This is a genomic window from Vibrio sp. 10N.261.52.C2, assembly GCF_041471425.1.
GTDB classification, from domain to species: domain Bacteria; phylum Pseudomonadota; class Gammaproteobacteria; order Enterobacterales; family Vibrionaceae; genus Vibrio; species Vibrio crassostreae_C.
Genome location: NZ_JBFROH010000070.1, coordinates 82,674 through 94,806 on the forward strand (window position 1 = coordinate 82,674; position 12,133 = coordinate 94,806).

At 44.8% G+C, this 12,133-nt stretch carries 12 protein-coding genes; 7 read left to right on the forward strand and 5 right to left on the reverse strand.

Going from position 1 to position 12,133, the window contains the following annotated elements; genetic code table 11:
* Positions 1–1,278 carry an adenosylmethionine--8-amino-7-oxononanoate transaminase gene (gene bioA, locus AB4307_RS21125; protein ID WP_171732192.1) on the reverse strand — a complete coding sequence of 426 codons (1,278 nt, stop codon included), beginning with the start codon at positions 1,276–1,278 and terminating at the stop codon, positions 1–3.
* A gap of 159 nt (positions 1,279–1,437) precedes the next feature.
* On the opposite strand from bioA, the gene bioB reads away from it, so the two are divergent.
* The 4 genes from bioB to bioD are packed head-to-tail and all read left to right on the forward strand — an operon-like array spanning position 1,438 to position 5,124.
* Complete coding sequence (bioB, locus tag AB4307_RS21130; protein WP_372133380.1) at positions 1,438–2,490, forward strand: biotin synthase BioB; 1,053 nt, start codon at positions 1,438–1,440, stop codon at positions 2,488–2,490.
* On the forward strand, positions 2,477–3,640 hold the full coding sequence (bioF, locus tag AB4307_RS21135) for an 8-amino-7-oxononanoate synthase (RefSeq protein ID WP_372133386.1): 1,164 nt from the start codon (positions 2,477–2,479) through the stop codon (positions 3,638–3,640). Before bioB ends, bioF begins: the two co-directional genes overlap by 14 nt.
* A complete protein-coding gene (gene bioC / locus AB4307_RS21140) occupies positions 3,641–4,444 on the forward strand; it encodes a malonyl-ACP O-methyltransferase BioC (protein WP_017060254.1) in 804 nt (267 codons plus the stop codon).
* Entirely contained in the window at positions 4,441–5,124 is a 684-nt protein-coding gene (gene bioD, locus AB4307_RS21145; protein ID WP_017060255.1) for a dethiobiotin synthase, read from the forward strand. Before bioC ends, bioD begins: the two co-directional genes overlap by 4 nt.
* 114 nt (positions 5,125–5,238) lie before the next feature.
* Here bioD and AB4307_RS21150 read toward each other — a convergent pair whose 3' ends face one another.
* Positions 5,239–5,406: a hypothetical protein gene (locus AB4307_RS21150; protein ID WP_372133383.1), complete on the reverse strand. Its 168-nt coding sequence runs from the start codon at positions 5,404–5,406 to the stop codon at positions 5,239–5,241.
* Between the two features lie 277 nt (positions 5,407–5,683).
* Between AB4307_RS21150 and htpX the strand changes: the two genes are divergently transcribed.
* Positions 5,684–6,547, forward strand: a complete 864-nt coding sequence (gene htpX / locus AB4307_RS21155; protein WP_029235495.1) for a protease HtpX — start codon at positions 5,684–5,686, stop codon at positions 6,545–6,547.
* Positions 6,548–6,861: 314 nt separating this feature from the next.
* On the opposite strand, the gene purB is transcribed toward htpX, so the two are convergent.
* From purB to mnmA, 3 genes are all read right to left on the reverse strand, one after another.
* Positions 6,862–8,232, reverse strand: coding sequence for an adenylosuccinate lyase (gene purB / locus AB4307_RS21160; protein ID WP_136978553.1), 1,371 nt, complete (start codon positions 8,230–8,232; stop codon positions 6,862–6,864).
* Between the two features lie 143 nt (positions 8,233–8,375).
* On the reverse strand, positions 8,376–8,993 hold the full coding sequence (gene hflD, locus AB4307_RS21165) for a high frequency lysogenization protein HflD (RefSeq protein WP_017060259.1): 618 nt from the start codon (positions 8,991–8,993) through the stop codon (positions 8,376–8,378).
* Between the two features lie 43 nt (positions 8,994–9,036).
* Positions 9,037–10,173 (reverse strand): tRNA 2-thiouridine(34) synthase MnmA, encoded by a 1,137-nt coding sequence (mnmA, locus tag AB4307_RS21170; RefSeq protein WP_017060260.1) that lies wholly within the window; start codon positions 10,171–10,173, stop codon positions 9,037–9,039.
* A gap of 204 nt (positions 10,174–10,377) precedes the next feature.
* On the opposite strand from mnmA, the gene AB4307_RS21175 reads away from it, so the two are divergent.
* Positions 10,378–10,647 carry a hypothetical protein gene (locus tag AB4307_RS21175; protein ID WP_010439986.1) on the forward strand — a complete coding sequence of 90 codons (270 nt, stop codon included), beginning with the start codon at positions 10,378–10,380 and terminating at the stop codon, positions 10,645–10,647.
* A 102-nt stretch (positions 10,648–10,749) separates the two neighbouring features.
* A complete protein-coding gene (locus tag AB4307_RS21180) occupies positions 10,750–12,054 on the forward strand; it encodes an inosine/guanosine kinase (RefSeq protein ID WP_017060261.1) in 1,305 nt (434 codons plus the stop codon).
* Positions 12,055–12,133: the final 79 nt, after the last annotated feature.

Genomic DNA, 12,133 nt, shown 5'->3' on the forward strand with positions numbered 1-12,133 from the left:
TTATTTAAAGCAATGAGTATTTTGTAATGCAGTGTCGATAGCAGCGACCAATTGCTCAATATGTTGTGGTTTGATAATAAACGGAGGCATCATATAAATTAGCTTACCAAACGGACGGATCCAAACGCCTTGCTCTACAAAGTGAGCTTGAATGGCTTCCATATCGACGGGTGTGTGAGTTTCAACGACGCCAATAGCGCCTAACCAACGCACGTCTTTAACCAGTTCATGTTCTCGCAACGGTGGTAACAACTCAGAAAAGAGCTGTTCAATCTGTTGAGTCTGATTTTTCCAATGGCCTTGCTCGATGATGGATAAACTTGCCGCACCGACTGCGCAAGCCAATGGGTTGCCCATAAAGGTTGGCCCATGCATAAAGCAGCCTGCTTCACCGCCACATACCGTGTCAGCAACTTCCTTACTCGCAAGCGTCGCTGACAATGTCATATAGCCACCAGTTAAAGCTTTGCCTACGCATAATATGTCCGGTTGAACATCGGCATGCTCACAAGCGAACAGTTCCCCTGTGCGGCCAAATCCGGTCGCAATCTCATCCAAGATCAGCAATACGTTGAATTCATCACACAGCAAGCGAACTTGTTTTAGGAACTCAGGGTGGTAGATGCGCATGCCGCCAGCCCCTTGAACGATAGGCTCTAAGATCACCGCTGCGACTTCTTGATGGTGTGCTGCCAGCTTTTCTCGAAAACTATCAATGTCACTTGAGTTCCACTCATCCCAAAAGCCTGTTTTTGGCGAATCAGCGAAAATATGTTCCGGCAAAAAGCCTTTGTAGAGGCTGTGCATCGAATTGTCAGGGTCGGTCACTGACATCGCCGCAAAGGTATCACCGTGGTAGCCATCTCTTAGTGTGAGGAACTTTGAACGAGGTTGTCCTTTAGCGTGCCAATATTGCAATGCCATCTTGAGGCTAACCTCTACGGCAACTGAACCTGAATCGGCCAAAAATACATGCTCAAGATTACTTGGCGCGAGATTCAAAAGCTTCTTACATAGATCGATAGCGGGCTGGTGGGTGATGCCACCAAACATAACGTGTGAAACCTTATCGATTTGACTATGAGCTGCAGCGTTTAGCTCTGGATGATTGTAGCCGTGGATGGTTGACCACCAAGATGACATACCATCAATAATTCGTTTTCCGCCTTCTAATTCTAGGTAAACACCGTCTGCGTTGGTGACTGGGTAGCAGGTCAGAGGTGTTAACGTTGATGTGTAGGGATGCCAGATATGCTGGCGATCAAAGGCGAGATCCATAGTAACTTCCATTCTTGGTGTGATTAAAAAATAACCAGATGTAAACTTTTGATATTATCAATGTGTTGACAGTCTAAAGCTTGTCGGTAGACTAGCCAAGCATAAATGCAATCTCTATTGATAGAGATGAAACATCAAATAATAAAAAAGGATCGACACGTGGAAGTTCGTCATGACTGGACAGTTGCTGAAGTAACAGCACTGCTTGAAAAACCGTTTATGGATTTAATGTTTGAAGCTCAAGTGGTTCATAGACAGTACCAAGAGCACAACCACGTGCAGGTGAGTACGCTTCTATCGATTAAGACTGGTGCTTGTCCTGAAGACTGTAAGTATTGTCCTCAAAGTGCTCACTACCGAACGGATGTCGACAAAGAACGCCTAATGGAAGTAGAGCGTGTTTTGGATGCGGCGCAAAAAGCCAAGAACGCGGGCTCGACTCGTTTCTGTATGGGCGCGGCGTGGAAAAACCCGAAAGAACGCGATATGCCTCACTTGACTGATATGATCAAAGGTGTGAAAGGTATGGGTCTAGAAACCTGTATGACACTAGGTATGTTAACCCCTGATCAAGCTGGCGAGTTAGCGGATGCAGGCTTGGATTACTACAACCATAACCTTGATACGTCTCCCGAGTTTTACGGCAGCATCATCACCACTCGTACTTACCAAGATCGTTTAGATACGCTATCTCACGTACGTGATGCCGGTATGAAGATCTGTTCTGGTGGCATTATTGGTATGGGCGAAAGTACCAATGACCGTGCAGGCCTGCTGGTAGAGCTAGCGAACCTTCCGGTACACCCTGAGAGTGTGCCAATCAACATGCTCGTGAAAGTGAAAGGCACACCGATGGAAAACGTCGATGATGTTGAATCTTTTGACTTCATTAAGTTGATTGCGATTGCTCGTATCATGATGCCAATGTCAGCGGTTCGTCTATCTGCAGGTCGCGAGAATATGAATGAACATATGCAGGCGATGTGCTTCATGGCTGGCGCGAACTCTATCTTCTACGGTTGTAAGCTACTGACTACGCCAAACCCAGATGAAGACACGGACATGCAGCTGTTTAAGAAGTTAGGCATCAACAGCCAACAAGTGGCTCAGAAGCCTGATGAAATTCAAGAAAACGAACTGTTAGATCAAGTAGTGGAGCGCGTTGCTGCTCGTCCAACGAAAGATGACATGTTCTACGATGCCACTGTTTAAATCCCGTATCAAAGATGCCCTTGTTCAACGCCGTGAGCAGGGGCTAACTCGTCAACTTAAAGTGCTCGAAAACAGTAATGGTCCTTTGCTTAATTGCGAAGGTTCTCGCTTTATTAATTTTTCGAGTAATGATTACCTAGGCTTGGCGAACGACCCTGAATTGGTAGAGGCGTGGCAAGCGGGGCTTTCCCTTTATGGTGCTGGCAGTGCGGCATCGCCATTGGTCACGGGTTTTAGTCCTGCTCATAGAAATTTAGAAGCTCAGCTGTGTGAATGGTTGGGCTTTGAACGTGCGATTCTCTTTAGTTCTGGTTTCAGTGCGAACCAAGCCTTGTTGTTTTCTCTGCTCGAAAAAGACGACTCTCTGCTGCAAGACAAGCTTAATCACGCCTCTTTGATGGAAGCGGGGATGCTTTCTCATGCAACCATGAAACGCTTTAAACACAACGACACGCAGCATCTAGAGTCTCTATTAAGCCGATCTCTACAATCCTTGGTCGTCACTGAGGGCGTATTCAGCATGGACGGCGATCAAGCGCCTCTCAGCCAGATATCTAACCTGACTCATCAATACGACAGTTGGTTGGCGGTTGATGATGCCCACGGTATCGGCGTATTAGGTGATAAAGGAGCTGGGAGTTGCAGTGCAGCACAAATCTCCCCCGATATTTTGGTGGTGACCTTTGGCAAAGCATTTGGCGTTTCTGGTGCTGCGATTCTTTGTTCGTCAGAAGTGGGTGATTACTTAACTCAGTTTGCTCGTCATCATGTGTACTCGACGGCGATGCCACCTTCACAAGCGGTGGCTTTATCTCATGCCTGTAAGATGACTCAAACTCAAGAGTGGCGCCGAGAAAAGCTGACTGAGTTAGGGTCTCTCTATGCAGAGCAGGTGAGCGGCTTGAAAGGCTTTGTGGATACTCAGACTCCGATTAAGCCATTTGTGATAGGTGAAGCACAAGCGGCATTATCAATAGCTGAAGAGTTAAAGCAAAACCAAGTTTGGGTGACCGCAATAAGGCCGCCAACCGTTCCAGCCGGAACCGCTCGATTACGAATCACGCTAACGGCTAACCACAGTCAGAAACAGGTTCTCCAGTTAACCAGCTCGTTGCTTAAAGCAATAGAGCTAAATAATGAGGCTCAGTAAATGTCACAAGAAGCAGTAGTGCATAATTACGTTGGCCAAGATAAGAGTGCGATTGCCGAAGCCTTTGGTAAAGCGGCAACAACCTATGACAAACACGCTGAATTTCAACGCGATGTTGGCCACCGACTACTGGATAAATTACCCAGCGATCTGTCAGGCTTTAAGGTGCTGGATCTAGGTTGTGGTACTGGCTATTTCTCCGAGCAACTTGTAAAACGAGGCGCCGAAGTGGTTTGCGCTGATCTTTCTGTTGGAATGCTAGCAACAGCAGAGAAGCGGTGTGGTGCATCTGTATCTTTATATCAACAAGCCGATGCCGAACAATTGCCGTTTGAAGATGGGTGCTTTGACATCGTTTTCTCTAGCCTTGCGTTGCAATGGTGTGACGATTTGTCGTCGCCTTTGAGAGAGATGAAGCGTGTTACGGCGGCTGGTGGGCGTGTTATTTTCTCAACTTTGCTTGATGGGTCGCTGTTTGAACTGAAAAAGTCGTGGTCCAAAATTGACGCACATCAACACGTTAACCATTTTATTACAATCAATAAGGTAAAAATTGCGTTAGCGCAATCTAGCTGTACCGTTCATCAACTAGACTTGCCCACCATCACCGTTTGGTACGACACTGCGTTTGAACTGATGCGCGACCTTAAAGGTATCGGCGCTAATCACGTAAGTGGTCGCTCACAAGGTTTAACAAGTCGTCGCATGTTGCAGCTTGTTGATCGGGAATATCGAGAGTTTAAGAACCATCAAGGTTTCTTACCAGCAACATATCAAGTTTGTTTAGGGGTTATTCAATTATGATTGATGCATTATTCATTGCAGGTACGGATACCGAAGTGGGAAAAACTGTGGTTTCAAAAGCGATTCTTCAAGCTTTGGCCGCACAAGATTTATCAACAATTGGTTACAAGCCAGTTGCTGCAGGGAGTGAAAAATCCCCTGAAGGACTACGTAATAGTGATGCACTGCATCTTCAAGAAGCGGCGACGCAAGATATTGCTTACGAAGACGTCAATCCATACGCGTTGTTGCTACCATCATCGCCTCACATCGCTGCTAAGCATGATGGTGTTGTAATTGATGAGGCGGTATTATCAGCGAAGCTAGAAGAGCATAAGAAAAACTCTGACATCGTGTTAGTTGAAGGTGCTGGTGGTTGGCGAGTCCCGGTTTCAGACGATGAATATCTTTCTAGCTGGGTTAAAAAAGAGCAACTGCCAGTGGTACTGACTGTGGGTATTAAACTTGGTTGTTTGAGCCACGCTCTATTAACGGCAGAAGCGATTCGTGCTGATGGCCTAAACCTAGTAGGTTGGGTCGCAAACCGTATCAATCCAGGTACTGAGCACTACGCAGATATTATTGCGATGCTTGAAGATAAGTTAGGTGCACCTAAGTTAGGTGAAATCCCTTACGTCCCAAAAGCGAAGTCTAAAAACATTGGTAAGTACATTGATGTGCAGCCTTTGCTTGCGCTTTAATTACCACGTTATGTACTAAATAAGAAAAGGGCTGCGATTGCAGCCCTTTTGCTATTTTAAGCCTTTAGACCTTGAGTTGATAAACAACCGGTCTTTTAATAAACAAGCTTAGAACTAATGTTCTTTAGTCAGTCCCATTAAAGCTTGCTGAGTTTCTGTGATTTTTGTCTGTGCCGTTTGCGGTGTTAGGGTTCCAACCTGCTTTTTCGCTTCTTCTTCAGTAATCCCTAGGTGACAGCACAGTAAATCGATAGCCATTTGAGTGTTAGTACCTTCAACCATGATCCTTTCCTTTTTGTACATGGACTAGCCAATAAATCATCTGAAGTCACTGTAAACGGATTGTTATATCGACACCATACGACTTAGGTCTAATAGAGTGGATTTAATTCGGATATGGTCTCGTAATCAAATGTTGCAATTTAATGCTTAACCTTGTTTTCTTAATCTAAGACTATATGTATAAGTAAGTATAAGTCTTCAAGGTTGGAATCTATTGCTGTCTGCCTTGTCTATAACAATAAGTTTTATAAAAACAGCTTTCATGCGGAGATAAGTAATGAAGCGAGTAATGTTGTTCCTTGCAACTAACCTAGCGGTTGTATTGGTACTAAGTGTTGTTCTTAATGTTGTATACGCAGTTACAGGTATGCAACCCGGTAGCCTCTCAGGTTTATTGGTGATGGCTGCGGTATTTGGTTTTGGCGGCTCATTCATTTCATTAATGATGTCGAAGAAAATGGCGCTACGCTCGGTAGGCGGCATGGTCATTGAAAGCCCACGTAACGAAACAGAACATTGGTTGATGGAGACGGTAAGCCGTCAATCTCAACAAGTTGGTATTGGTATGCCAACAGTGGCGATCTACGACTCGCCAGACATCAACGCATTCGCGACAGGTGCTAAGCGTGACGATTCATTGGTAGCAGTATCAACAGGCCTGCTGCACAACATGACGCGTGATGAAGCTGAAGCAGTATTAGCGCATGAAGTGAGCCACATCGCGAACGGTGATATGGTGACCATGACGTTAATGCAAGGTGTAGTGAACACGTTCGTTATCTTCCTATCTCGTTTTATCGCCAACATTGTTGCGTCGAATGACAACGAAGAAGAGGGTGGCAGCAACATGATGGTGTACTTCGGTGTGTCTATGGTGTTGGAATTGGTATTTGGTTTCTTAGCAAGCTTCATTACGATGTGGTACAGCCGTCATCGTGAATTCCATGCCGATGCAGGTGCAGCGAACCTAGTAGGTAAAGAGAAGATGATTGCAGCGCTAGAGCGCCTAAAGGTGAGCCATGAGCCACAACTAGAAGGTTCTATGATGGCATTTGGTATCAACGGTAAGAAGTCTCTAACAGAGCTTCTAATGAGCCACCCGCCGCTAGACAAGCGTATTGCTTCTCTACGTAACATGTAATCGCTACGTATTCTTCAGTCGCTAATCGACAAGATACATTTGAAAGGCTTCCTTCGGGAGGTCTTTTTTGATCTTGGCATCTAAGACAGTAAGTATTCGAGGAATAGGTGTCTGGCGATAGAGGGTTACTGGTGATGAAGCATTACGATATTGATTGGTTGATATCGCACGGATTGAGATGAGTAGGGTAATGATACTGGGTTGCTTTGTATTATTTTGCTGACGTCTCTTGTGCTCAATACACTTTGTTCCGCTCAACAAAAAGGCTTCCACATGGGAAGCCTTAGTCTATTCTGTGATTCGAAATTCGAACCTTACAGTTTGTCAGTTAGCTCGATTGCTTGGCCGATGTAGTTCGCTGGAGTCATCTCTTTCAGGCGAACTTTCTCGTCTTCAGGGATCTCAAGACCATCGATGAATGCACGCATGCCTTCGCCATCTACACGTTTACCACGAGTTAGCTCTTTTAGCTTCTCGTATGGTTTTTCGATGCCGTAACGACGCATTACTGTTTGTACTGGTTCAGCCAATACTTCCCAGTTCTTGTCTAGTTCAGCAAGTAGCGCAGCGCGGTTAACTTCAAGCTTGCTAATACCTTTCAGAGTCGAAGTGTATGCAATGATTGCGTAGCCAACACCCACACCTAGGTTACGAAGAACCGTAGAGTCAGTTAGGTCACGTTGCCAGCGAGAAACTGGAAGTTTCTGTGCTAGGTGGCCAAATACAGCGTTAGCTAGACCAAGGTTGCCTTCAGAGTTTTCGAAGTCAATTGGGTTAACTTTATGCGGCATTGTAGAAGAACCAATTTCGCCAGCAATAGTCTTCTGTTTGAAGTGACCAAGAGCGATGTAGCCCCAAACGTCACGGTCGAAGTCTAGAAGAATCGTATTGAAACGAGCAACAGCGTCGAATAGCTCAGCGATGTAATCGTGAGGTTCGATTTGAGTTGTGTAAGGGTTCCAAGTTACACCAAGAGATTCAGTGATGAACTCTTCAGAGAACTGGTGCCATTCAACTTCTGGGTATGCAGAAAGGTGTGCGTTGTAGTTACCTACCGCGCCGTTGATTTTCGCTAGGATCTCAACGCTTTCGATTTGCTTGTATTGACGTTCCATACGATACGCAACGTTAGCCATCTCTTTACCCATAGTAGAAGGAGAAGCTGGCTGACCGTGTGTACGAGACAGTAATGGAATATCACGGTACTCGTTCGCAAGTGCTTTGATAGCATCAATTACGTTACGGATTTCTGGAAGAATCACTGTGTCACGAGCTTCTTTAAGCATAAGCGCGTGAGAGGTGTTGTTGATGTCTTCAGAAGTACATGCAAAGTGAATAAATTCGTTTACAGCGTGAAGTTCAGGAACGCCAGCAACTTTCTCTTTCAAGAAGTACTCAACCGCTTTAACGTCGTGGTTAGTCGTGCGCTCGATCTCTTTGATACGTAGAGCATCTTCTTCGCTGAAGTTAGCGGCTAGTTCATCAAGAAACTGGTTAGCTTCTGCACTGAACGCTGGTACTTCTTTGATTGCATCAGTTGCTGCAAGCTTTTGTAACCAACGAATTTCAACGATAGAGCGGTACTTTAGTAGTCCAAACTCACTAAAGATGCTGCGTAATGCAATAGTCTTACTTCCGTAACGGCCGTCTACTGGTGAAACAGCAGTCAATGCTGACAGTTCCATGGTGTTCTCCTGAATTGAGTTTTCTAAATTTTGAGAGGTTTATACCAGTAACAATCTCAATTGTCACGCACATTGCGCAATCGTTTGCGTGAGAGTTGTGTTGATACAAAAAACAAGCTCGCGACGAGGCGCGAGCTAATAAACTACATTCGAGCTAGTAGGATTTGAGCCTGCTCGATCATCTTCTTACGACCGAAGATAAGGTGGCGACGTTTACCGCCAACTTGACGCCATAACACAGCGCTTCGAATCCCTGATAGAAGCAGTGCGCGAACCTTATGTTGGCTCGATGTCTGCTGAAGTACAGACGGAGTACCAGAAACCTGAATGCGAGGGCCGATAGGGCTGACGACATCAAGGTAGATACTTGCAAGGTTGCTGATCATTTGCTCGTCAAACAGATCAAAGTGTTCAGTTTGGCGCTCTGCAGTTTGAATGCGGTCACCAAGCTGAGACATAGAGTCGTTGCGAGAAGACAGCTTACGCTCAAGCGCCATCAAGCTGATGATGTAACGCGTGATATCGCTACCTGCTGGAGTACTATCGATACCTTTTACTAAGCACTCAAGGCCAAGCTTTAGGTTCGCTTCACGTCCAAATACGCCCACGGTATTCGATGGGTTGGTATTTAAAATGGCACTGAGTGAAGCTTCAAAGGCATCTTTATCACAATGGCCGTCTTTCGCTACTTGTTGAACCAAAGCCACAGCTTGGCAAATTCCGGCGAAAGCAATAGTACGGTCATAAAGTGTATTAGCCACGTAGTAACTCCTAGTTGTCTTCTATCGTTTGTCGTTTGATTGATTAGATGCGCTTTTCGATGATACCACCACCAAGACATACTTCGCCTTGGTAGAACACTGCAGATTGACCTGGGGTCACTGCGATTTGTGGCTCATCAAAAATAACCTTAATGTTCTCATCATCAATTGGGATGATTGTACAAGGAATATCTGTTTGACGGTAACGTGTTTTTACCGTGCATGTCATAACTTCAGTAATTGGTGTGCGATTTACCCAATGAAGTTGAGATGCGATCAAGCCTTCTGATTTCAGAAGAGGGTGGTCTTTACCTTGTACTGCGATAAGTACATTACGCTTAAGGTCTTTTTCACCAACAAACCATGGTTCTTCGTTACCGCCACCACCTTTAGTGCCGCCAATATGAAGGCCTTTACGCTGACCTAGCGTGTGGTACATCAAACCTTGGTGTTGACCAATCACTTGGCCTTCAGGTGTTTCGATGTTACCCGGTTGTGCTGGTAGGTATTTGCCTAGGAACTCAGTGAACTTGCGCTCACCGATAAAGCAGATGCCTGTTGAATCTTTCTTCTTAGCTGTGATCAAGTCTTGCTCTTCAGCAATACGTCGCACTTCTGGCTTCTCTAATTCACCGACAGGGAATAGGCTGCGTGCCACTTGATCTGAGCTTAGCGTGTATAGGAAATAACTTTGGTCTTTGTTGCTGTCTAGACCGCGTAGCATTTCTGGTTTTACGCCAGCATCAAGCTCTTCTTGAGTTGGGAAAGTACGACGAACGTAGTGACCCATCGCAATGTAGTCTGCGTCTAGCACTTCATCCGCAAACTCTAAGAATGCTTTAAATTTGATTTCTTTGTTACAAAGAATATCTGGGTTAGGTGTACGACCTGCTTTGTACTCTTCAAGGAAGTATTCGAATACGTTGTCCCAGTATTCTGCAGCAAAGTTGATAGTGTGAAGGTGGATACCTAGTTTGTCACATACCGCTTGAGCATCAGCAAGATCTTCAGCTGCCGTGCAGTATTCTTCGTTATCGTCTTCTTCCCAGTTTTTCATGAAAAGGCCTTCTACCTGATAGCCTTGTTGCTGAAGAAGATACGCCGATACTGACGAATCTACACCGCCGGACATACCGACAATTACTTTCTTTTCGCTGTTTCCAGAGCTGATATCTGACATGTCTAAACACCGTTACTATTACTTGGTCGCAGATTCTAACAGAAAGAGAAACGCCGTGACAGATCCGAGACCGGAATCACAGTTTCATTTGCACAAATAGTGCGCTGACTTTGTTAGAGAATCGCATGAGAGCGAGGTGAGTCGCTAGGATGTCAGAAGTATATGTGGCATAGTCGCTCGAAATCCAAGACCTGAGATAAAAAAATGTCTGAACAAAATGAATTTATGCAAGAAGAAGAGCTGATTGAGATCATCGAGAACCAGCTTGAAGATGGCGAACCAGTGAAAGTGAAAGAGACGTTGATGCGTTTAATGATGACAGGCACTCCACGTGAAGAAGCAATTGCGGCTATGGCATGTGCACTGGCAATTGAAGTATTTGACGTTATGAAAAACGGCGCGGAGTTTAATCAAAAACGTTACGCAGAGCATTTGGGCATGCTGCCTGATTTAAGCTTTATGGAAGGCGAATAAAAAAAACCTTCAGCAAACGTTTGCTATAGTTTGAAAGATTGCCGCGTTAAATATAGCGCGGTAGAATCCGCCACCTATTTCCCCTTGACTTAGACTAGCCCTATGAAATTCCCTGGACAACGTAAATCAAAGCACTACTTTCCGGTTCACGCTCGTGATCCTCTAGTGAGCCAAGCTCAAAGCAGTAAAAGAATGTCACGCACTCATATTATCGGTATTGACCAAACATTGGTGGATATTGAAGCAAAGGTGAGTTCTGAACTTATTGAGAAGTATGGTTTGAGCAAGGGACATTCACTGGTTATTGGCGACGCAGCCGCTGAATCTTTGTATCAAGAATTAAAAGAGCAGTGCCTGATTACCAATGAATACGCTGGTGGCACAATTGGTAACACATTACACAACTATTCAGTGCTAGCGGATGACCGTTCTACACTGTTAGGTGTAATGAGCCAAGATATTAAGATTGGTAGTTACGGTTATCGCTATTTATGTAATACATCAAGCAGAATGGATCTGAACCATTTACAAGGGGTAGATGGCGCAATTGGTCGCTGCTTTGCATTAATTACAGAAGACGGTGAACGTACTTTCGCAATTAGCGAAGGACAAATGAACCAATTAAAACCAGAAAGCATTCCTGAAAAAATCTTCAAAAGTGCTTCTGCTTTAGTTTTAACGGCTTATTTAGTTCGCTGTAAGCCAGGCGACCCGATGCCTGAAGCAACAATGAAAGCGATCGAATACGCGAAGAAATACGATGTGCCAGTCGTTCTTACACTAGGTACTAAGTTCGTTATTCAAGATGATCCAGAATTCTGGAAAGATTTCCTTGAGCAACACGTAACGGTTGTTGCAATGAATGAAGACGAAGCTGAAGCGTTAACGGGTGAAAGCGATCCACTGGCTGCATCAGATAAAGCGCTAGACTGGGTAGACCTTGTTCTATGTACTGCGGGACCTGTTGGCCTATTTATGGCTGGTTATACAGAAGATGCAGCTAAGCGTGAAACGTCACTGCCTTTACTTCCAGGTTCAATTGCGGAATTCAACCGTTTTGAATTTAGCCGTCCTGCGCATAAAGATTTATGTGAAAACCCAACTAAAGTGTATTCGCACATTGCGCCATACATGGGTGGACCAGAAAAGATCAAAAATACCAATGGTGCAGGTGATGCTGCGTTATCAGCTTTATTACATGATATGGCTGCTAATAAGTACCACAAAGAAAACGTGCCAAACTCAAGTAAACACCAACATTCATTCTTGACGTACTCTTCGTTCTCACAAGTTTGTAAATATTCTAACCGTGCTAGCTATGAAGTGTTGGTTCAACACTCTCCACGTTTATCTCGTGGCCTTCCTGAAAGAGAAGATAGCCTAGAAGAAGCGTACTGGGAAAGATAAGTTACTTTCTTTAATCAGTAGTACTATCAGTATCAGTTGGTTTCTAATACTGATAGTACATGTCTCGTCCTAAAATACG

Coding starts and splice junctions, on each gene's coding strand:
- bioF (WP_372133386.1), top strand. CDS start 2,477: ATGCCACTGTTTAAATCCCGTATCAAAGATGCCCTTGTTCAACGCCGT.
- AB4307_RS21175 (WP_010439986.1), top strand. CDS start 10,378: ATGTCTGAACAAAATGAATTTATGCAAGAAGAAGAGCTGATTGAGATC.
- bioA (WP_171732192.1), bottom strand. CDS start 1,278: ATGGATCTCGCCTTTGATCGCCAGCATATCTGGCATCCCTACACATCA.
- htpX (WP_029235495.1), top strand. CDS start 5,684: ATGAAGCGAGTAATGTTGTTCCTTGCAACTAACCTAGCGGTTGTATTG.
- AB4307_RS21150 (WP_372133383.1), bottom strand. CDS start 5,406: ATGGTTGAAGGTACTAACACTCAAATGGCTATCGATTTACTGTGCTGT.
- bioD (WP_017060255.1), top strand. CDS start 4,441: ATGATTGATGCATTATTCATTGCAGGTACGGATACCGAAGTGGGAAAA.
- AB4307_RS21180 (WP_017060261.1), top strand. CDS start 10,750: ATGAAATTCCCTGGACAACGTAAATCAAAGCACTACTTTCCGGTTCAC.
- purB (WP_136978553.1), bottom strand. CDS start 8,232: ATGGAACTGTCAGCATTGACTGCTGTTTCACCAGTAGACGGCCGTTAC.
- bioC (WP_017060254.1), top strand. CDS start 3,641: ATGTCACAAGAAGCAGTAGTGCATAATTACGTTGGCCAAGATAAGAGT.
- mnmA (WP_017060260.1), bottom strand. CDS start 10,173: ATGTCAGATATCAGCTCTGGAAACAGCGAAAAGAAAGTAATTGTCGGT.